The sequence below is a fragment of the Acinetobacter sp. NS-4 genome, from assembly GCF_037402435.1.
GTDB lineage: Bacteria > Pseudomonadota > Gammaproteobacteria > Pseudomonadales > Moraxellaceae > Acinetobacter.
In genome coordinates this window covers 188,327-210,193 of the sequence record NZ_JBBEUE010000001.1, presented here as the reverse complement: position 1 = coordinate 210,193, position 21,867 = coordinate 188,327, and the positions used below count along the sequence as shown (strand labels likewise).

Below are 21,867 nucleotides of genomic sequence, written 5' to 3'. Positions count from 1 at the left end.
TGGCATGCAAATTCGGTGGTGACCATGAATTTTCTGAAATATAGAATAATTCTGTTACTGCAACGCCAAATTATGCAGGTTGTGCCGGGCTGCGTGCTAATCTCGGTCATTGCACCGTATTTTGTTAAAGACAACCCTACCGATATGATTGCAATAGTCATTACCCTGATTGCAGCATCGCATTTTTCTTTATTGCCTACAGTGGCCATAAGCATGGCATCTGCCGCAGTTTTAAGAATGCTGCTGATATAAAGTAAATTCGTAAGAAATTATAGCTATAGCAAGGGTTTATCCGTAGAACTGGCTTTTGCCAATATCCCGACCAATTCAGCATTTTGTGATTCAACCTGACTCAGTTTAGTCGCGGTCTTCTCAATCACTTCTTGCTGAATATGCATTTTCTTGGCCAGATCCTGCATAATTTCCAGGGTTTTTTTAAGATTTTCTTCCAGATGAATCACTTTTGTTTCCAATTGTTGATTCAACTGAATTTCACTGAGGGCAGCACCTTGATTGGTAAATTGTGCCCAAATCAAAAAAATCACTGCTATGGCTAAAAGGAAAATAAATCCCCATATAAATATCAACATAGATGCGCTACCCGTGTTATTGATTCATGGCGTATCTTTACCGTGAATCGATAAAATTAAGTTTTAAAAAGCTTATAATTTTCAAATAGAATATAAAATTAACCGTGCTGGGATTGTATTTATTATAAGCATTATTATGAGTCGACGTTGAGCCGCTAATCCACTGTTATTTCTAACACATGGAACTTCATAGCAGTCTATTCATCCTACTCAAGGCAAGATCTTTACTCAACAATAAATCAACCATTCGAACAAATTGATAATAATTGAGTTACAGGTCTCGCTATTTACAACCGCACGCTATGCAATTCGATCAATTTCCAAAGCAGCAAGATGAAAAAACTCATCTCACTCACAATCATCTTTAAATAAAGGCATGGATCATTTATCGGGTAAATGACTCACATAAATCCAGCAAGCGATTCGCATACCCCCATTCGTTGTCATACCAGGCAAAAACTTTGGCCTGATGTCCAACCACCATGGTTTGGCTCAAATCCACAATCAACGAATAAGGCGAATGATTAAAATCGGATGAAACCACCGGTTCATCAGTGACATCCATAATTTCCGCATATTCCTGACGTGCCGACTTGATTAAAATCTCATTAATTTTGTGGGCGGTAATATGCGACTGTGCAACAAAAGTAAGGTCGATAGCTGCCACATTGATAGTCGGTACCCGTATGGAATATCCATCTATCCGCTCTTCCATTTTCGGCATCACTCGTTTTAACGCAGCCAGTGCCGAAGATGTAGTAGGGATAATATTGTGACCTGAAGCACGGGCACGGCGTAAATCGCGGTGCGCATGATCCAGCACCGACTGATCTGCCGTAACCGCATGAATTTCTGTCATCAGTGCCGTATCAATTCCAAAAGCATCATCAATAATTTTAACTAGAGGAACCAGGGCTTGCGTGGTGCAGGATACACTGGAAATAATCCGGTCTGTGGCTTTGACTTCGTGATGGTTTACCCCATACACAATGGCCGCATCCACACTATCAAATGGTGCAGCGCCAATAATGACCCGTTTTGCCCCTGCGCTAATATGCCGTGTTGCTGCTGCACGCGAACGGAATAAACCGGTACACTCCAGCACCACGTCAATATTCAAATCATTCCAAGGCAGGCTTTCAGGCTGTTGCTGGCTAAAAACCTGTACTTTTAATTGCGCCAGACCTGCGGAAATATGCAAAAAAATCTGCTCATCTTGCAAAAGCACTTCGACCTTGCCCTTAAAGCGGCCATGCGTGCTGTCGTATTTGAATAAGTGAACCAGCGTCTCTACATCTGCAATATCGTTAATGGCCACGATATCAAAATGAAAATCTTTAGGATTTTCAAACCAAGCCCGTAATACATTGCGACCAATTCGCCCGAAACCATTAATGGCTACTCGTTGCATTAGATATCCTTAACTCTTGGGTAGATGTAAACACCGCTCTATGTTAATGGATTTTAACCAGATACCGATACCATTTCTGCTGGTGTATTTATGAAATATCTAAGCAATAAGGGTTTCAGCCTGCTTATTTTGCCTCAAATTTTATTAAGACCAAGCTACTTCAAAATATTTACTTCACTTTTCATTTATTTTATATCTTATGCCTATACCTGCATTTAGCTTATAAATTGAATGCAAGAAACCTAAATACAGCTTAAATAGAATTGTGATTAATTCGCCTGAAAGTGATTGGTGCATGCGGCTTTTTCCGTTATACTTTAGCGTTTTAAAATTTTAAGCCAGTATCTCAAGCCAGCTTTATAAAAGTAAGACTTGCTTGACATGCTATTAGCCAAATACAAGATTTATGGAGTGACTTGGTTGTGAGTACTCGTTTTATGACATCAGCTGAAATTCGCGAAGCTTTTTTAAGCTATTTTGAATCGCAAGGGCATACACGTGTCGCGTCGAGTTCTCTGGTTCCTGCCAACGACCCAACATTATTGTTCACTAACGCTGGTATGAACCAGTTCAAAGACTGCTTCCTCGGTCTTGAAAAACGTGATTATGTTCGCGCAACATCTTCACAAAAATGTGTACGTGCCGGTGGTAAACACAACGACTTAGACAACGTCGGTTATACTGCACGTCACCATACCTTTTTTGAAATGTTAGGTAACTTCTCTTTTGGTGACTACTTCAAGCGTGATGCCATCAAATTTGCCTGGGATTTCTTAACTGGCGACAAATGGTTAGCGCTTCCTAAAGATAAATTATACGCAACTGTTTATCACACAGATGATGAAGCATTTGACATCTGGAATAAAGAAATTGGTCTAGATGCCAGCCGCATTATCCGCATTGGCGATAACAAAGGCGGTCAATACGCATCAGACAATTTCTGGGCAATGGGTGATACGGGTCCTTGTGGTCCATGTTCTGAAATCTTCTTTGACCATGGCGACCACATTTGGGGTGGCTTACCGGGTACTCCTGAAGAAGATGGCGACCGTTTCATTGAAATCTGGAACAACGTATTCATGCAGTTCAACCGTACTGCTGATGGCGTGCTTCACCCCCTTCCAGCACCATCTGTAGATACAGGTATGGGCCTGGAACGTATTTCTGCAGTTTTACAACACGTAAACTCAAACTACGAAATCGACCTGTTCCAACATTTATTAAAAGCTGCTGCTGAAATCATTGGTCTAGATACCACTGAAATTGAAGCTGCTGCAAAAGCTGCAAACAAACCAGTTGAATACCCTGCTTCACTTAAAGTAGTTGCCGACCATGCACGTTCATGCTGCTTCCTGATTGCAGATGGCGTGAACCCTTCTAACGAAGGCCGTGGTTATGTATTACGTCGTATCATCCGCCGTGCAGTTCGTCACGGTAACAAACTGGGTGCGACTGGTTCATTCTTCTACAAAATGTTGCAACCTTTGATTGATGTCATGGGTGCTGCATATCCTGAACTTGCAGTTAACCAGGCACGCATCGAAGCACAGCTTCTTAAAGAAGAAGAACAATTTGCTAAAACTTTAGAGCAAGGTTTGAAATTGCTTGAAGGCGAATTAACAAATCTGAAAGGTTCAGTGATTCCTGGCGCAACAGTATTCAAACTGTACGACACTTACGGCTTCCCAACTGACTTGACTGCTGACATCGCACGTGAACGTGAATTAACCATTGATGAAGCTGGTTTTGAAGTTGAAATGGCTGCACAACGTCAACGGGCACGTGATGCAGGTAAATTTGCCATCGACTACAACAGCATTGTAAAAGTTGAAGGTGAAACCCAGTTTGAAGGTTATGAAGCCACTCAAGCTCAAGGCCAGATTGTTGCAATCTACAAAGATGGCGAACAGGTTGAAGAAGTTCATGAAGGCGACGAAGCACTGATCGTATTGAACCAAACGCCTTTCTATGCAGAAAGCGGTGGTCAAATCGGTGATACAGGGATCTTCAAAAACGATACCGGTATCTTCGAAATTCAGGATACCAAGAAGTCTGGTGGCGCTTTTGTTCACCAAGGTATCGTGACCATGGGTAGCTTAAAAGCCACTCAATCTGTGGAAGCTATTGTAAAAGCAGACATTCGTGAAGCAACAGCACGCAACCACTCTGCAACTCACTTGTTGCATGCTGCCCTTCGCCAAGTGCTCGGTGCACATGTACAACAAAAAGGCTCATTAGTTACCTCTGACATCTTACGTTTTGACTTTGCCAATGACCAACCGGTGACTTTCGAACAGCTGCAACAAGTTGAACGTATTGTAAACCGTGAAGTGATTGCCAATACTGCTGTTTCTACTGAACTTTTAGACATTGAAGCTGCCAAAGAAAAAGGCGCGATGATGTTGTTCGGTGAAAAATACGGTGACGAAGTTCGTGTACTTTCTATGGGTTCAATCAAGGATGAGAAAAACTTCTCGATCGAACTCTGTGGCGGTATTCACGTTAAACGCACCGGTGATATCGGTCTGTTTAAAATCACTTCTGAAGGTGGTGTTGCAGCAGGTGTACGTCGTATTGAAGCGGTAACCGGCACTAACGCGGTTGAAGTCGTACAAAAAGCAGATAGCGATATTCAGCACATCAACAGCGTGTTAAAAGCACAAAAAGATCAAACTATTGAAAAAGTTGAAGCAACTGTTGAAACTGCACATCAATTGCAAAAACAGATTGATCAGTTGAACCAAAAATTGGCGAACTTCCAGGCAGCTGAACTTTTAAGCCAAGTTCAAACTGTTGCTGGTCGTTCAACACTTATTACCACTGTTCAAGGTATGGATGCAAAATCGCTTCGTAACCTGCATGACGGTGTGAAGTCTAAATTAGACAACGCAGTGATTGTTCTTGCAGCTGTAGAGGGCGACAAAGTTAGCCTTCTTGCTTCTGTAGCAAAAGACTTTACTGCAAATATTAAAGCAGGTGACATCATCAAACACTTGGCTACCGAGCTGGGTGGTAAAGGTGGTGGTAAACCTGACTTGGCACAAGGTGGCGCGCCACTTAACGAGAAGTTTGCAACAGTGATGGCAGATTTGACTGCTTGGCTTGAAGCAAAATAAAACTTCACTTTTTGTGTAACTGATCCTGAAAAGGTAATTCAGGATCATGGCTTTTATGGAACAACTATGGCATTAATCGTTCAAAAATATGGCGGTACCTCAATGGGTACTCCCGAGCGCATTTTAAATGTTGCTCGTCGTGTAAAGCGCTGGCATGACCACGGCCACAAGGTAGTGGTTGTTGTATCAGCAATGAGTGGCGAAACCAATCGCCTGCTTGCTTTAGCGAAGGCCATTACCGAAACCCCTGATCCACGCGAATTAGACCAGATGGTGTCTACAGGTGAACAGGTTACGATTTCTATGTTAGCGATGGCGCTTAACTCTATTGGAGTAGAAGCAAAATCACTCACTGGTCGCCAGGTTGGCATTAAAACCGACAGCGCATTTAACAAAGCCCGCATTGAATCGATTGATACTGACGTATTAACTGAAAACCTAGATGCTGGCCGTGTACTTGTTGTTGCCGGTTTCCAAGGTTTTGACGAATTTGGCAACACAACGACTTTAGGTCGTGGCGGTTCAGATACTTCTGGTGTGGCACTTGCAGCTGCGCTCAAAGCAGATGAATGCCAAATTTATACAGACGTGGATGGGGTTTATACCACCGACCCACGTGTTGCACCAAAAGCGAAAAAAGTGGATCGCATTTCTTTTGAAGAAATGCTGGAAATGGCATCACTTGGTTCGAAAGTCCTGCAAATCCGTTCAGTTGAATTTGCCGGTAAATATCAGGTGCCTTTACGCGTACTATCAAGCTTCGATAACGACGATGATGGCGCATTTGACGAAGACTTCAAAAACAACGTCGGAACTCTTATTACTACTGAATTGGAAGACAACATGGAACAGCCAATTATCTCTGGTATCGCGTTTAACCGTGACGAAGCAAAATTGACTATCTTGGGTGTGCCTGACCTACCCGGCATTGCATCCAAAATCCTGGCGCCAATCGGTGCAGCGAATATCGAAGTCGACATGATCATCCAGAATGTGGAAGAAGATGGTACCACTGACTTCACTTTCACGGTCAACCGTGGTGAGTTCACTAAAGCAAAAACAATTCTGGAGCAAACTGCGAAAGAAATTGGTGCACGTGAAGTTGCGACTCGTTCAGACATCGTTAAAGTATCTATCGTGGGTGTAGGTATGCGCTCACATGCTGGCGTGGCAAGCAAAATGTTTACTGCTCTAGCTGAAGAAGGCATTAACATCTTGATGATTTCAACTTCAGAAATCAAAATTTCTGTGATCATTGAAGAAAATTATTTAGAACTTGCTGTGCGCACTCTTCACACGGCTTTCGGTTTAGACCGTGAATCTGGCGAATCAAGCGCGCGTGCTTAATTTGTAGTAGCAAATTTCTGATCATTGTTGAACAAAATTTGCGAAATACGACAAAAAGAACAGAGCCACTATAGTTTTTTTTATAGTGGCTCTGTTATATTTGAAACCGAGGATTTTAAAATATTAATGAAATGTATCCTGTTAAACTTTTGAGGGATTCATTCTGTTAATATTTTGTTTGTATAAGGTTGTGTTTTTTAAAATTTAAAATCAATTGCACGTTTAGCGTTTTGCAAGGAGATAAACATGCTGATTCTAACCCGACGTGTCGGTGAAACATTAATGATTGGGGATCAAGTCAGTGTAACTGTGCTTGGCGTAAAAGGTAATCAGGTTCGTATTGGCGTAAATGCTCCAAAAGAAGTATCTGTTCATCGTGAAGAAATTTATCAACGAATTCAACATGAGCGCGCTATGCACGAACACCTGCAACACCTTGATCAGGATTATCAGCCTTCTTTTGAAGAAGATAATTTCCCACAGAATACCCAGAATGACTTTAATCGTTAAACATTAAAGATTGTTCTAATAAAGCGGCTATATAGCCGCTTTAAATTTATCTACGGGTTATTTCTATTCCAGCAAGGCCAAAGCCTTTTTAACCGGTGCATAACTACGGCGATGCTGATCAATCACACCATGTTCAGCAATGGCTTCAAAATGGGCTTTGGTTGGATAACCCTTGTGTTTGGCAAAACCAAAGTGCGGATATTGCTGATCCAGCACCACCATTTCACGGTCACGGGTTACTTTTGCCAGAATACTGGCTGCAGAAATTTCTGCATGCAGGGCATCCCCACCCACCACCGCATCACAGCTCATCGCTAAGCCTTGTGGGACTTTATTACCATCAACCAGTACATGCTCTGGCTGAAGCTGCAAAGCTTCTACAGCACGACGCATAGCCAATAAAGATGCCTGTAGAATATTGATCTCATCTATTTCTTCATGACTGGCTTCAGCAATAGCCCAGGCCAAGGCTTTCTCTTGTATTTCTATAAATAATTTTTCACGCTTTTTTTCGCTAAGTTTTTTAGAGTCATTTAAACCTTCAATCGGATTATTGGGATCTAAAATAACCGCAGCCGCAACCACCGAACCAACCAAGGGACCACGCCCTGCTTCATCTACACCCGCAATTTTCATCAACGCTTTACCTACAAAAAAAAAGAGGCTGAATAACATCAGCCTCTTTTAATTTTAACACGAATTTAATCTGTATTATTTCACAGCTTCAGCAACACAAGCATTAATAGTTTTAGTCACTGCATTTGAAACAATGGTATTGCGCGCTGCCGGATCAATTGCAGCTGTAGCCAAATCGACTGCTGTTACACTTTGTGGTGCTTTGTCACTAACACAACCACAAATTTCAGTCTGAATATTTTGCTTTTGAGTTGCAGTCATTAATTTCGTTGCATTCTGCCAAGCAGGAATAGTATTCAACTCAGTAGTACATTTCGCATTAATTGCAATTTTAATTGCAGCAGTACCGAGCTGCTGAGTTGCTGATTGCGTAGTAGATGTTGTGCCTGTAGTTGTATCCGTTGCTACACAAGCAGTTAAAACCAAAGCGAGAGGTGCAAGTACTGTAATTAATTTTTTCACAGCTTAATCCCTGGGTATAAAATTTGTTGCACATATTTTGCCGAAACTTAACCAAGGAAGAAATGTATATTTCAACTGAATTTTCCCCACTCATCTTGCTTGATTGAAAAACACGCAATTCCCCAGTGTTGCAAGAAATATACGCTTCGTTCTATATTCATCATTTTTAATAATGTGTTATTTGATTAGCATACGCAGACTTTTAAAATGACATGTGGGTATATTGGTATAAATAACATGAACAACACATCACAATACTATACGCGTACAGCGCAAATGCTGCATTGGCTCATGGCTGCTATTTTTATTGCCGCATGGGGCATTGGTTTTTATAGCGGAAATTTTTTAAGTTATGAGGTCGATGGCAGCTTTAAAGGTCAGGTCATTAGCTTACATAAGAACATCGCCACCACCATTATCTTTCTGGTCCTGATTCGTATTTTTTGGCGCTATACCCACCCTGTTCCGGTACTGCCCGACAGCATGTCACCTTTTATGAAAGTCTTGGCACATCTGGGTCATTTAGCCCTATACATAATGCTACTGGCACTACCGATTACCGGCTGTTTGTTTAGCTGGAGTGCGGGACATCCGGCACCAGTTTTATATTTATTTGAAATTCCACGCTTGGTACAAGAAGACCCTGACCTGTTAGCCATTGTTAAACCTGTACACATTTATTTGTCCTGGTTCGCAGGTTTACTTGTCATCGGTCATATTGCAGCAGCATTAAAACATCATTTTATTGATAAAGATAATGTCTTGCGCAGCATGACCCGCCAAGCAAAATAATCTGCTCATGCCCAATAAAAAAACCGCATTCGTGACACACCAATGCGGTTTTTTTATAGTTAAATTGAGAGCGATCCATTATTTCAAAGCGTCTTGAGCACAGCCTTTCACACTATTCATCACCGCCTGTTTAATCAGGCTATTTTTTGCCGACTCACTCATGGATGCCATAGCCAATTCTTTGGCTGAAATATCCTGCAAGGCATGTTCGCCCACGCAACCACAGATTTGTTTTTGTGCCGAATTTTGCCGTTCTGTACTCATAAATAAAGCTGCTGATTGCCAGATTTTTGAATCATTTAATTCACTTTTGCAACCTTGCTCAATTACAGGTTTCAACATTTTCTGAGTTAATGACTGATTTTTATTCGTTGCAAAAACCGATACCGAACCAATCAATAAACAGATAGCAAATATCCAGCAAAAACTCTTTTTCACATTAGAACCTAATTTTTAACACCTTAGCATTCAACCGACCCATAAATGAACCGGCTGAATCAAGATCAAACTTGAGGAGACTCAATTACACCAAGGCATCAATTTCTTGAGCCCATTTTTGTTTTTCCGCATCAGAAATAAAGGAGGCTTCAAACGAGTTTTTAGCCAACTGCTTAAGCTCCGCATTGGTTAAATCCAGCGCTTGGGTAATCGCAATGAAATTATCATTCATGTATCCACCAAAATATGAAGGATCATCTGAATTGACCGTAACATGTACGCCTTGTTGCAATAGACGACGGATATTGTGCTGTGCCATATCCTCTACCACACAAAGCTTTAAATTACTTAAAGGACAAACGGTTAACGGCATTTTTTCGGCAATTAAACGTTGCATCAGTTTTGGGTCTTCTTCAGAGCGTACCCCATGGTCCACGCGGTTCACATGCAGCAGATCCAAAGCTTGCCATACATATTCAGCAGGTCCTTCTTCACCGGCATGCGCAACCACCAAGAAACCTGCTTCACGCGCTTTGGCAAACACGCGTTCAAATTTAGCCGGTGGATGGCCGACTTCACTTGAATCCAACCCTACCCCAATAATTTGATCTTTATAGGGTAGTGCTTGCTCTAAAGTTTCAAATGCAGCTTCTTCGCTTAAATGACGCAAGAAGCACATAATCAAATGCGAGCTAATACCCAATTTACTTTGTGCATCATCACAGGCACGCTGCAAACCATTAATCACCGTTGCAAAAGCAATACCGCGATCGGTATGGGTTTGTGGATCGAAGAACATTTCGCTATGCACCACGTTATCGGCAGCACATTTTTCAAAGTATGCCCAAGCCAGATCATAAAAATCCTGTTCATGAATCAGTACATTGGCACCGGCATAATAGATGTCGAGGAAAGACTGTAAATTGTGGAAGTTATACGCCTGTTTGACTTCCTCAACAGATTTATACGGAATATCAATATGATTGCGTTGAGCAATCTCGAACATAAGCTCAGGCTCAAAAGTACCTTCAATATGTACGTGTAACTCTGCCTTTGGCATCGCTTGAATAAGCTCGATTTGATTCATATCTTATCCTTATAAAACCTTTCTCTAAAAATAAAAAAGGGTGCAAACTAAGTTTACACCCTATTCTGGATGGGGTGAATTAGCCGCCAAATACAGCAAATTTCAATGCCCAAAGTGCAGCAACAATCCAAACCATGTAAGGTACAGTTTTCGCTTTACCTGTTAAAAGCTTGATTAATGCGTAGCTGATAAAGCCCATCGCAATACCATCGGCAATTGAATAGGTAAATGGCATGCAGACGATGGTTAAAAAAGCAGGAACGGCTTCAGTAATATCATCCCATTCAATGTTGACGATACCTTGAATCATTAACACACCAACGAACAACAATGCTGGCGCTGTAGCAAAACCTGGAACCGATTGCGCTAAAGGTGCCAGAAATAAACACAGCACAAATAACACAGCAACGACTACAGCGGTCAAACCGGTACGGCCACCTGCAGCAACACCAGCAGACGATTCAATATAAGGCGTTGTTGAAGATGTACCCAAAGCTGCACCTGCAACAATTGCAGTTGAATCCGCAAAAAGTGCTTTTTTCAACCGTGGTAATTTTCCATCTTTTAACAGGCCGGCACGATGCGAAACACCCACCAAGGTACCTGTTGAGTCAAACAAATCGACCAAGAAGAACACAAAGATAACACCCACCAAGCTAGGAGTGAATAAGCCCTGGAAGTCCATTTGCAGGAAGGTTGGAGCAATCGATGGAATGGCACCCACCACACCCTTAAACTCGTTCAAGCCCATTGCTGTAGCAATAGCGGTAATGACCAGAATACTGATAATAATGGCACCACGGACTTTAAAATGATGCATCACCACAATCATCAGAAAGCCCAGCAAGGTCAGCAATACTGTCGGTTGTTTCAAGTCACCCAAGCCTACAAGGGTGGCCGGATTGTCGACAATAATGCCTGAATTCTTTAATGCAATCAGAGCAAGGAACAAGCCAATGCCCCCGCCAATCGCAAATTTCAGCGACATAGGAATGGCATTAACAATCGCTTCACGGATTTTGAACATGCTGATTGCAATAAACACCAGCCCCGAGACAAACACGGCAGCCAGTGCCGTTTGCCAAGGTATACCCATGCCCATACAAACGGAATAGGTAAAGTAAGCATTCAGGCCCATACCCGGTGCAAGTGCAATCGGATAATTCGCAACAAGTCCCATCACCAAACAGCCAATTGCGGCTGCAAGACAGGTTGCAACAAAGACAGCCCCATGATCCATACCGGTTTCGGATAAAATCATTGGATTGACAATAATGATGTAACACATGGTTAAGAAAGTGGTTACACCTGCAAGAACCTCTGTACGAAAACTGGTTTTGTTTTCGCTAAGCTTAAATAAGCGTTCCAGCATATTCTCTGAAGATGGATTAGGAGTCGTCATGACTTTACCCCTGTAAGTAAACTTTATGCCGTGAGCACGCTATAAAATTAATGATCCGTTTCTCAAATCATCATTAAGTTTATAGATGTCCAAGCAATGGATATGCCAATATTTCCATTCAAAAACAAGTATTTTGCACAAGTTTTCACTGGCGATTAAATAGCCAAATGACAGAAACTGTAAACAAAAAAGCCGCATAACTTTTATGCAGCCTAGTTAGATAAAAAGAATCAAACACTTACAATATAAATATAATGATTCAATTAAAATCTTGGCAAATTATAACACAATGCTTTTTTATTGTTTCTAAAATTTATTTTTAATTAAATTTCAATAATTTGTTAATATTTATCAAACATACAGTAAAAATTCAATCGCTAGAACTGCTTGTATTTTACCTGCGAAAGCTCTGAAGAATCTATATCTACAATTTCAACCGAGCCTAAAGCAGCATTATTCGGATTGCTATTCACTATCTTCAATGACTGATGAGCATCCTGAATCAATTGATCTACTTCCTGTCTTTTTTTCATTTGATTGTCGTGATAAACCACACACCCCAGCATAAATACTGCAAAAATAAAGATAGGAATCAATAATTTTTTCATAACAAAATTTTATTATTCAAAAAACTTTATCTAATACTAAACAAAAGAATACACAAAACATATTGCAAAAAATATCCAAAATTATATTTATTTTTTATAAAAAATCCCGAAAATTCATCGGGATTTTTTTTACTTATTGAATCATTTAGGCGGCTTGCTGTTCATCACGTTTAAAGACCAGTTCACCTTTTAGCGAACTATCCGCATCAAAATAGTAACCATTCATATTAAATGATTTTAAATCCTCAGTACGTTCTGGTTGGTTTTCAATGATAAAACGTGCCATCAAACCACGTGCTTTTTTGGCATAAAAACTGATCACTTTATATTTGCCATTTTTCTGGTCCAGAAACACTGGCTTAATAATTTGCGCCTTAATTTTGCTTGGTTTTACCGACTTGTAATATTCATCCGAAGCAATATTCACCAATAGCTCCGAATTCGCCTGCTCTAAATCAGCATTGATTAAATGGGTAATATGTTCACCCCAAAATTCATATAGATTATGACCACGTAAATTTTTGAGTTTGGTGCCCATTTCCAGACGATACGGCATCATCAAGTCCAAAGGACGTAGCAAACCATAAAGTCCAGACAACATACGCAAATGCTGCTGTGCATACGCAATATCTTGCTCACCAAGAGCATAGGCATCTAAACCTGTATATACATCGCCCTTAAAGGCAAACAATGCCTGCCGTGCATTAGAAAAATTCAGTTCCGGTTGCCAATCATTAAAACGCTCGACATTTAACTTGGCAATTTTTTCACTTACACTCATTAAATTGGCAATATCTGTAGCAGAAAGATGACGACTCACATCGATAAGTTCTTGTGAATGTTCCAGCAATCTTGGCAAGGTATAGATATCTGTTGGAAGTGCAGATTCATAGTCTAAAGTCTTGGCAGGTGAAATTAAGGCGAGCATGGACAACCGGATTAAAGAATAAGTAAACAAACTATAACAGTAGCGTTATTTTATTTCCAATTCGTGTTTTAAATGAACATTATCGCTAAAATATCCTATTCTCCCTGTTATTTATCGGTAGTTACATGTCCGAGCAAATTTTCATGCAAGGCCCTGCAGGTCAACTGGAAATTTTTGTTGATTATCCTCAAGGGGAAGTGAAAGGATTCGCGGTTGTATGTCACCCCCACCCCTTACAAGGCGGTACTCCACAGCATAAAGTGCCAGCGCTGCTTGCTCAGATGTTTCTTGAGCGCGGTTATGTCGTCTATCGTCCAAGTTTTCGCGGTTCTGGTCAAAGTGCTGGAGTACATGACGAAGGCAATGGTGAAACCAAAGATACTTTGAACGTGATTCAATACGCACATAGCAAACACTCAAACCTGCCATTTTATGCAGCTGGCTTTAGTTTTGGCGCGAATGTAATGACCAAATGCTATGCTTTGCTTCCTGTTGAACAACAACCTGTACAGACCATTTTATGTGGTTTACCGACCACAACAGTTGCAGGTGTTCGCCACTATGTAACCCCACATATTAAGGGTGATATTTTATTTATTCATGGTGAAGCAGATGATGTAACCCTGTTATCTGATCTCATCCAATGGGCTAAACCACAACGCCATTTAATTACTGTTTTACCAGGTGCCAATCACTTCTTTACGGGCTATTTAAAGCAATTGCGTGTGGCTATTTCTCGTTTCCTCATCAACCCTTAAGTCAAAATACCCTCTCTGGAGGATACTTTTTAGCTGCTACGCTCAAACGTTATAAAAATGAAAAAGGAGGCTGATTGCCTCCTTTTTCATTCATTTATTCATTAAAAATATTTAGCTTTTCCACTCAAACCCACTAAAAGATTCATCTTCTTTTAAGGTATTTTCTACTGCTTGAGCCAATTGGTTTAATAAGCTTTGTTCAGTAATTCGTTCTAGCCAATCCTGATCTTCATCTGGGTACGAGGTGATCTCACAAACTAAATGCCCTTCTGCATCATGACTCTGACAAGTGACAGATAAAGGCAAGGATTGATTGTCTACACTTACAGCAACCTGATCACCACTTTGCGACAAGGTCTGAAAACCATATTGACCCAGTTCTTTAGACAAAAGATCCGCAACATATTCCTGAGTCACATGACAGTCATTCGATTGCTGTGACACATGATTATGCTTTTCACAGTTTGCAGTAAATTGTAATTTTCTCATCTGTGTATCCAAAGACATTATTGTTGTATGGTTTTAGCATAAGCAATAAAAGCAAAACAGCCAAGCAAAAGCTTGGCTGTTGTTTAACAAATACACAAAATTAGACTAATTATTCACTGACTTGAATGGCTAAACCAGCTTGATTGGCCAACTCGGTGAAAGTTGGGAAACTGGTTGCTACAGTTTCGGTGCCAATAATTTTAATTTCGCCGCAAGTACGCAAGCCCGCCATGGAAAAACTCATGGCAATACGGTGGTCATGATGCGATTCAATTTCACCACCTGTGAAAATTGCAGACCAATCCCCAGATTTACCCTTACCTTCAATAATGATGCCATCATCGGTTGGCGTACAGTCAATGCCCATAGTTTTCAAGCCATCTGCCATCACTTGAATACGGTCTGATTCTTTTACACGAAGCTCTGCAGCTCCAGTCAAAATGGTTTGACCTTCAGCACAAGCTGCAGCAATAAATAAAGCCGGGAATTCATCAATGGCTAATGGGACCTGATCTTCCGGCATATGAATACCTTGTAAGGTACGTGTACCGCGAATACAAATGTCTGCAATCGGTTCACCACCTGCAATGCGTTCGTTTTCAACGGTTAAATCTGCACCCATCTGTTTCAGGATTTCAATCACGCCAGTACGCGTCGGGTTAATCCCCACTGCTTCCAGAGTTACATCTGAACCTTCGGTAATGGCAGCACCCACCATAAAGAATGCTGCAGATGAAATATCGGATGGTACCTGAATGTCAGTACCCACCAACTTACCGCCACCTTGCAGTGAAATGCGGTTGCCTTCGGTTTTCACTTCATAACCAAAAGCACGCAGCATACGTTCGGAGTGGTCACGGGTCGGTTCAGGTTCAGTCACCACCGTTTCACCTTCAGCCCAAAGGCCTGCCAATAAAATACCTGATTTTACCTGAGCCGATGCCATAGGTAAGTCATAATGAATACCTTTGAGCTTTTGATTGCCGGTAATGGAAACAGGTGGCGTACCGCGCTCACCTGTAGTCTGAATCTGTGCTCCCATTTCACGTAAAGGTTTGGCAATACGTTCCATTGGACGTTTAGACAATGAGGCATCACCGGTCATGACTGAATCAAACTGCTGTGCAGACAACATGCCTGAAAGCAGACGCATGGAAGTACCCGAGTTACCCATATACAAGGCACTTGCAGGTGCTTTTAAGCCATGCATACCTACGCCATGAATAGTTACCTCACCATTTTTAGGCCCTTCAATACTTACACCCATATCACGGAATGCTTGAAGTGTCGCTAATGCATCTTCACCTTCCAGAAAACCAGTAACATGCGTGGTTCCTTCAGCAATCGCACCAAACATGATGGAGCGATGTGACACAGATTTGTCACCTGGCACGGTAAATTTACCTTTAAATGTCTTATCACCTGGCAAAATGGTAAATTGTTGTGTCACTTTATCGTTCTCCATCAAAGGTTTTTTAGCGAGCATATGATTAAAATGCTGACGAGCCGCTTGAGCATGTTCAAGCAATCCGATCAATGCGTTGGAATCTTCATTTTCAATGAGTTTGCGGATTTGAGTCAGTTGCTGCTCAAAACCATCTACTGCATTTAAAATGGCTTTTTTATTGGCAAAAAAGATGTCATGCCACATCTGTGGATCACTGGCTGCGATTCGGGAAAAATCACGAAAGCCCCCAGCGGCATAACGGAAAATATCCAGATTATCTTCCCGGTTGGCCAGTTGCTCAACCAAGTTAAAAGCCATCAAATGCGGAAGATGACTGGTATGGGCCAGCACTTCATCGTGCTTGTCCACATCCATGCAAATCACTTCTGCCTTGGCAGCTTGCCACAGTTGAACCAGTTTATCCACAGCCCAGTCAGCACTGCTTGGTAAGGGCGTCAAAATGACTTTGTGATTGGCAAACAAATCGACTTTACCTGCATGCACGCCAGTATGTTCCGCACCCGCAATCGGATGACCCGGAACAAAACCTGCCGGCAGGTTTTCACCATATACGGCTTTGGCTGCATCCACCACATTGCCTTTGGTACTGCCCACATCGGTAATGATGGTGTTCTCTGACAGATAAGGCTTGATGGTTTCTAACACCTTTTGCGTTGCCCGCACAGGTAAAGCCAAAACCACCAGATCTGCACCTTGCACCGCTTCTACGGGATTGCTATAGCCCTCTTGAATCAGTCCAAGCGCTTTTGCATCATCCAGCGTTTTCTGTGAACGTGTGGATGCAACAATTTGCTTTGCCAGTTTTTCCGCAATGATGACACGAGCCAGACTTGAGCCAATCAGTCCAAGTCCAATAAAGGCAACTTTTTCAAACAGTGGCTGAGACATGGCTTAAGCTTTTTCCTCTACCGCATCAGGCGCTAAATCAAGTACTTTCGCCAGTGCTGTCAGGAATTTAGCATTTTCCGCTTCTGTACCAATCGATACACGCAGATGATTTGCAATACCCACAGGACGTACAATCACGCCTTCTTTTAACAAGGCATTGAAGGTCTGAGCAGGATCAGCCTGTACATCGACCAAAATAAAGTTGGCACGTGAAGGCACATAGTTTAAACCCAGCGCTTTAAAACCAGCTTCCAGTTGAGCCATACCCGCCTTGTTCACCACACGCGATTGCTCGATAAAGTCTTCATCCTTGAGTGCTGCAACCGCAGCGACCATAGCAAGATGATTGACGTTAAACGGCTGACGAATACGGTTCAGGTAATCTGTCACTTCTGCCGATGCCAAGGCAAAACCAACACGCAGTGCAGCCAGACCATAACATTTAGACAAAGTACGGCTGACAATAATATTTGGATATTGCTCCAGGAATTTCAGGCTGTTGAAGTTTTCCGGGAAATATTCCACATAAGCTTCGTCCAGAACGACAATGACATTTGCCGGTACTTTTTGCATGAAGGCTTCAAATTCAGCTTCTTCAAACCAGGTTCCCGTCGGGTTATTTGGATTGGCAATAAACACTAATTTGGTATTGTCTTTAATTGCTGCTGCCATGGCATCCAGATCGTGAGCAAAACCTTTGGCCGGTACTTCAATGGCTTCTGCATTAATCGCTTGAGTCACCAAAGCATATACGGCAAAAGCATGCTGGCTATAAATCACCGAGTCTTTCTCTGAAACGAATGCACGGGCAAACATTTCCAGCAAGTCATTTGACCCATTACCCAAAGTAATACGGTCAGCAGTTACATCAAATTGTGCCTGAATCTGGTCTTTTAAGATAAAACCGCCACCATCTGGATAGCGACCAATTTCTGCCAATTCAGCCGCCACAGCCTGTTTGACTTTTTCAGAACAACCTAAAGGATTTTCATTTGAGGCTAATTTGACAATATCAGTAATCCCTAACTCACGCTCAAGTTCACTAATAGGTTTACCTGGTTGATAAGGCTTTAACTTTGAGATGCCTTCATTGGCAGGGACAAACGACATGTTACTCTTCCGCTATTTCAAGTGATAAAAGGGATCAGCCTAAAATTAAAAAATCAAGCCGATCACCAGAGTGATTTATAAAACTGCGATCGGATATGAACCCAATACACGAACTTCTTTCACCAAAGGACGAATTTCTTCAATTGCCGCTTTGACATTGTCCTGATCAACATGACCTTCTAAGTCAATGAAGAAAACATAGGCCCATTTTTCAGGCAATGCAGGACGAGTTTCAATACTGGTTAGACTGATGTTATGTTTGGCAAATGGAGCCAAAATTTCCAGTAAAGCACCGGCACGGTCATGTGCGGAAATCAGCAATGAAGTTTTATCATTGCCACTTGGCGGCACTTTTTCACGGCCAATCACCAAGAAACGGGTAGTATTTTCCGGATTATCTTCAATATTGCTGTGCAGGATTTCCAGATCATAAATATTGGCAGCCACTTCTGACGCAATCGCTGCGGAATGCCATTCATTGCGAATACGGCGTGCAGCTTCGGCATTAGAACTTAAGGCAACACGTTCCACGCCTGGATAATGAGCATCTAACCATTTTCGGCATTGCGCCAAGGTTTGCTGATGGGCATAAATCTGTTTAATGCTGTCTTTACGGGTATTGGATGACACCAGGAACTGGTGATGAATGCGCAGCTCCACTTCACCGATCACGTTTAAGTGCGAAGATTTGAAACAGTCTAAAGTATGGTTCACCACACCTTCAGATGAGTTTTCCACAGGCACCAAACCATAATGCGCACTGCCGGCTTCGACTTCACGGAACACTTCATCAATGGTAGGAAGCGGACGGACAATCGCATCCTGACCAAAATGTTTCAGTACTGCTGAATGGGTATAAGTACCGACTGGACCTAAGAAAGCAATACTTTGTGGAGCTTCCAATGCCAGACACGCAGACATGATTTCACGGAATAAACGCGCCATGGTCAAATCAGACAATGGCCCTTCATTACGCTGCATAACATTGCGTAAAACTTGTGCTTCACGTTCAGGACGGTAAAACAAAGGATTCTCTTCAGCAGCAAATTTTGCCTTTGCGACAGCTTCAGCCAATTTTGCTCGTCGATTAATAAGCTGTTGAATCTGTTGATCTACAGAGTCAATATCCTCACGGATTTGAGCAAGGTCAAGAGAAGTCGTTGTGTTTTGATCGTCGTTGATCATTGTTATGTTGCCCTTCAAAAACGTTATGCAAACAGTATAACAATAGTTAGCTTTCAAATGTTACGCAATAAGACTTTGATTGATTCAGTCTTAAAAACATACAGTTGATTTAATCAGCAATTTATTCCTCATGTTTTTGCCCTGAGTATTTTAAATTGCTGAGCTTTTGCCAATTCGCTAAAAAAGACACCACGGCTATACATCTGTAATTCAGCAATCTGGCTCGCAATTTTATGTCATTTCATTGAATAAATTTATTGGTATTTGCAAATAAGCTCATCGTTAAAAACGCTTAATACTGAGTTATTTTTAACCATTTTTTCTTGTTTTAAAAGATTAGATTAAGCGATTCTGGTCGAGTATCTTCAATTTCTGCAAGCAACAGTGATCGGTATTGTAGATAAACAGATTCAGGAGTTGCTTCAAACATGGATAGCCACGATAGCTTTTCATCTCGCAATGAATAACGTCACAAAACGTGATCAAGTCCATCTGAGCGCATACAAAGTTTAAAAATCCACAGCCATTTTGAAATAATTGACAAAACCCATCATCGGAAAAATTCTGCATGCTGACCATTTGACACATGTAGAAACAAAAGTTTTTAGTTTAATTTTTTAATATTTACAAATACTTGAAAACACTCATCTAGCTAAACTTACAGATATTTTACAGATGCAAGAGTCCTTTACCAAACTCCATCACAAAAGTTTAATGTTTAATTTATAGTCTGTGAACAAAGCAATTCGGAGAACAATAATGTCCAAAAGAATCGCCGTTCTAGTGACCCATGATTTTGAAGATGTCGAATACTCAGAACCCGTGCAAGCCTTTCGTGCAGCACGCCATAGTATTTTAAATATTGAAAATAAAGCAGGTAACATTGTCTATGGTCATAAGCGAAAATCGGCCGTCACTATTGACCAAAGTATAGATGATGTGTCGGTGCAGGATTTTGATGCCTTGCTCATTCCGGGTGGCTATTCTCCCGAACGACTCCGTGGCGATGACCGTTTCGTGGATTTTGTGCGTAAATTTGCCAATGCTCAAAAACCCATTTTGAGTATCTGTCACGGTCCGCAACTACTGATTTCTGCCAAAGTGGTTAAAGGCCGTTTAATGACCACCATTAAAACACTCGCCAAGGATCTGGTTAATGCCGGTGCGGTATATTACGATGTCGGTGTGGTGAATGATAATAATCTGTATATCTCATCGCGCTCACCGGATGATTTACCCGCTTTTATTGAAGAAAGTTTAATGGTGTTGAGTCAATAAAAAACACCCTTTAAAGTCAGACTTGGTATCCAGCTTTCAGGGTGTTCTTTTTCGACTTCTTTTATTTCATGCTTTGCATTTCAATGCCATCATTAACGGCCCAATAAACTACGCGCCACAATCTCTTTCATAATTTCATTGGTCCCACCGTAAATTCGCTGAATACGGGCATCTACAAAGAAACGTGAAATTGGATATTCTGTCATATAGCCATAACCACCAAACAGCTGTAACAAGTTATCCGCTATTTTCATCTGCATGTCGGTTGCAAAACTTTTTAAGGCTGCAGCTGTTTCCACATCCAGTTTACCCTGCATATATAATTCAACGTTCTGGTTATAAAATGCAGCAGTCGCCTGTTCATCTATTTTTGCCTGTGCCAAAACAAAACGGGTATTTTGGAACTGGCTAATCGGCTGACCAAAAGCCTGACGTTCTTTGACATAAGCAATAGTGACATCAATTGAACCACGAATGGCGCCAATCGCCGTTGCAGCAATGGCAGTACGTTCACGTGGCAATTCTTGCATTAAATAGGCAAAACCCTGCCCCGCCTGCCCTAGCAACTGATCTTTAGGCACCTTGATATTATCGAAGAACAGTTCTGAAGTATCTTGTGAATGCAAACCAATTTTGTTGAGGTTGGTGCCCTTTTTAAAACCGTCCAGATGCGTATCTAAAAGCAATAAAGACACGCCTTTTGCCCGTGCTTGCGGATCAGTTTTAGCCGCCAGTACCACCAGGTCAGCATGTTGACCATTGGAGATAAAGGTTTTGGAACCATTCAGCAGATAGTGATCTCCCTGCAAAATGGCATTGGTACGCATGGCCTGCAAATCCGAACCTGCGCCTGGTTCAGTCATACCAATTGCACCCACCACTTCCCCCGTCACCATTTTGGGTAACCAGTACTGCTTTTGTTCTTCCGTGCCAATATGCAAAATATACGGTGCCGCAATTTCAGAGTGACAGGAAATACCGGTGGATAGCGCGCTAAATCCAGCACGGGCAGATTCTTCCACCAGCATCAGTGAATAATGGGTTGGAACGCCATAACCACCATATTCTTCAGGTACATCCACACACAGGAAACCGTTTTCACCCAGCAAATTCCAGACTGAACGCGGCATAATGCCTTCATGTTCCCATTGTTCATAATGTGGAGCAATATGCTCATTCATAAAGCGTTTGAAATTGTCGCGGAATAATTCTAAATCAGCATCATAAGCCAACATATAGCATCCTTATATTGAGTTGTTGTAGTTCTGTCCCTTGCTCATGCTATTCACTTTATAAGTATCTGTCATGTCGTATAAGCTTTATATTTTATGACTTTAGGGTCAATAAAAAAGGAAGCCTTAGCT

At 41.6% G+C, this 21,867-nt stretch carries 20 protein-coding genes and 1 pseudogene; 7 read left to right on the top strand and 14 right to left on the bottom strand.

The genetic code is table 11. The features are described 5' to 3' along the window. Window positions 1-60: 60 nt before the first annotated feature. A pseudogene (locus WAE57_RS01005) lies at window positions 61-252 on the top strand (AzlD domain-containing protein); the annotation flags it as partial. Window positions 253-275: 23 nt separating this feature from the next. Here WAE57_RS01005 and WAE57_RS01000 read toward each other — a convergent pair. Beyond that, window positions 276-590: a hypothetical protein gene (locus WAE57_RS01000; RefSeq protein ID WP_337707637.1), complete on the bottom strand. Its 315-nt coding sequence runs from the start codon at window positions 588-590 to the stop codon at window positions 276-278. 385 nt (window positions 591-975) lie between these two features. Next, on the bottom strand, window positions 976-2,001 hold the full coding sequence (gene gap, locus WAE57_RS00995) for a type I glyceraldehyde-3-phosphate dehydrogenase (protein WP_337707636.1): 1,026 nt from the start codon (window positions 1,999-2,001) through the stop codon (window positions 976-978). Window positions 2,002-2,423: 422 nt separating this feature from the next. On the opposite strand from gap, the gene alaS reads away from it, so the two are divergent. From alaS to csrA, 3 genes are all read left to right on the top strand, one after another. Continuing rightward, window positions 2,424-5,117: an alanine--tRNA ligase gene (gene alaS, locus WAE57_RS00990; protein WP_337707635.1), complete on the top strand. Its 2,694-nt coding sequence runs from the start codon at window positions 2,424-2,426 to the stop codon at window positions 5,115-5,117. 66 nt (window positions 5,118-5,183) lie between these two features. Beyond that, window positions 5,184-6,464, top strand: a complete 1,281-nt coding sequence (locus WAE57_RS00985; RefSeq protein ID WP_086176336.1) for an aspartate kinase — start codon at window positions 5,184-5,186, stop codon at window positions 6,462-6,464. A 246-nt stretch (window positions 6,465-6,710) separates the two neighbouring features. After that, complete coding sequence (gene csrA, locus WAE57_RS00980) at window positions 6,711-6,974, top strand: carbon storage regulator CsrA (RefSeq protein WP_067723263.1); 264 nt, start codon at window positions 6,711-6,713, stop codon at window positions 6,972-6,974. A 63-nt stretch (window positions 6,975-7,037) separates the two neighbouring features. On the opposite strand, the gene rnhB is transcribed toward csrA, so the two are convergent. Continuing rightward, window positions 7,038-7,610 (bottom strand): ribonuclease HII, encoded by a 573-nt coding sequence (rnhB, locus tag WAE57_RS00975; protein WP_086176377.1) that lies wholly within the window; start codon window positions 7,608-7,610, stop codon window positions 7,038-7,040. Window positions 7,611-7,685: 75 nt separating this feature from the next. Then, window positions 7,686-8,072: a hypothetical protein gene (locus WAE57_RS00970; RefSeq protein ID WP_337707634.1), complete on the bottom strand. Its 387-nt coding sequence runs from the start codon at window positions 8,070-8,072 to the stop codon at window positions 7,686-7,688. Between the two features lie 237 nt (window positions 8,073-8,309). Here WAE57_RS00970 and WAE57_RS00965 point away from each other — a divergent pair, with 237 nt between their 5' ends. Continuing rightward, window positions 8,310-8,864 carry a cytochrome b gene (locus WAE57_RS00965; protein ID WP_337707633.1) on the top strand — a complete coding sequence of 185 codons (555 nt, stop codon included), beginning with the start codon at window positions 8,310-8,312 and terminating at the stop codon, window positions 8,862-8,864. Window positions 8,865-8,942: 78 nt separating this feature from the next. Here the strand turns inward: WAE57_RS00965 and WAE57_RS00960 are convergent, their stop codons facing one another. The 5 genes from WAE57_RS00960 to yaaA all read right to left on the bottom strand — a co-directional run bounded on the left by WAE57_RS00960 (window position 8,943) and on the right by yaaA (window position 13,327). After that, window positions 8,943-9,302, bottom strand: a complete 360-nt coding sequence (locus WAE57_RS00960) for a hypothetical protein (RefSeq protein ID WP_337707632.1) — start codon at window positions 9,300-9,302, stop codon at window positions 8,943-8,945. Window positions 9,303-9,387: 85 nt separating this feature from the next. Continuing rightward, window positions 9,388-10,389: an adenosine deaminase gene (locus WAE57_RS00955; protein ID WP_337707630.1), complete on the bottom strand. Its 1,002-nt coding sequence runs from the start codon at window positions 10,387-10,389 to the stop codon at window positions 9,388-9,390. A gap of 79 nt (window positions 10,390-10,468) precedes the next feature. Continuing rightward, a complete protein-coding gene (locus tag WAE57_RS00950; RefSeq protein WP_337707629.1) occupies window positions 10,469-11,791 on the bottom strand; it encodes an NCS2 family permease in 1,323 nt (440 codons plus the stop codon). A gap of 377 nt (window positions 11,792-12,168) precedes the next feature. After that, the gene (locus tag WAE57_RS00945; protein WP_086176342.1) at window positions 12,169-12,399 is read right to left on the bottom strand and encodes a hypothetical protein; all 231 of its coding nucleotides are present in this window, start codon (window positions 12,397-12,399) and stop codon (window positions 12,169-12,171) included. Window positions 12,400-12,544: 145 nt separating this feature from the next. Then, a complete protein-coding gene (gene yaaA / locus WAE57_RS00940) occupies window positions 12,545-13,327 on the bottom strand; it encodes a peroxide stress protein YaaA (protein WP_337707628.1) in 783 nt (260 codons plus the stop codon). A gap of 125 nt (window positions 13,328-13,452) precedes the next feature. Between yaaA and WAE57_RS00935 the strand changes: the two genes are divergently transcribed. Then, on the top strand, window positions 13,453-14,085 hold the full coding sequence (locus WAE57_RS00935; protein WP_337707627.1) for a CocE/NonD family hydrolase: 633 nt from the start codon (window positions 13,453-13,455) through the stop codon (window positions 14,083-14,085). 111 nt (window positions 14,086-14,196) lie between these two features. On the opposite strand, the gene WAE57_RS00930 is transcribed toward WAE57_RS00935, so the two are convergent. The 4 genes from WAE57_RS00930 to pheA form a co-directional block, all read right to left on the bottom strand. Next, entirely contained in the window at window positions 14,197-14,574 is a 378-nt protein-coding gene (locus WAE57_RS00930; RefSeq protein ID WP_337707626.1) for a hypothetical protein, read from the bottom strand. Window positions 14,575-14,683: 109 nt separating this feature from the next. Beyond that, a complete protein-coding gene (locus tag WAE57_RS00925) occupies window positions 14,684-16,930 on the bottom strand; it encodes a bifunctional prephenate dehydrogenase/3-phosphoshikimate 1-carboxyvinyltransferase (RefSeq protein WP_337707625.1) in 2,247 nt (748 codons plus the stop codon). 3 nt (window positions 16,931-16,933) lie between these two features. Then, the gene (gene hisC, locus WAE57_RS00920) at window positions 16,934-18,040 is read right to left on the bottom strand and encodes a histidinol-phosphate transaminase (RefSeq protein WP_337707624.1); all 1,107 of its coding nucleotides are present in this window, start codon (window positions 18,038-18,040) and stop codon (window positions 16,934-16,936) included. A gap of 75 nt (window positions 18,041-18,115) precedes the next feature. Continuing rightward, the gene (pheA, locus tag WAE57_RS00915) at window positions 18,116-19,225 is read right to left on the bottom strand and encodes a prephenate dehydratase (protein WP_237788063.1); all 1,110 of its coding nucleotides are present in this window, start codon (window positions 19,223-19,225) and stop codon (window positions 18,116-18,118) included. A 759-nt stretch (window positions 19,226-19,984) separates the two neighbouring features. Here pheA and WAE57_RS00910 point away from each other — a divergent pair. Next, a complete protein-coding gene (locus WAE57_RS00910; protein WP_237788062.1) occupies window positions 19,985-20,503 on the top strand; it encodes a type 1 glutamine amidotransferase domain-containing protein in 519 nt (172 codons plus the stop codon). A gap of 92 nt (window positions 20,504-20,595) precedes the next feature. Here WAE57_RS00910 and WAE57_RS00905 read toward each other — a convergent pair whose 3' ends face one another. Further along, on the bottom strand, window positions 20,596-21,738 hold the full coding sequence (locus tag WAE57_RS00905) for an acyl-CoA dehydrogenase family protein (protein ID WP_086176350.1): 1,143 nt from the start codon (window positions 21,736-21,738) through the stop codon (window positions 20,596-20,598). Window positions 21,739-21,867: the final 129 nt, after the last annotated feature.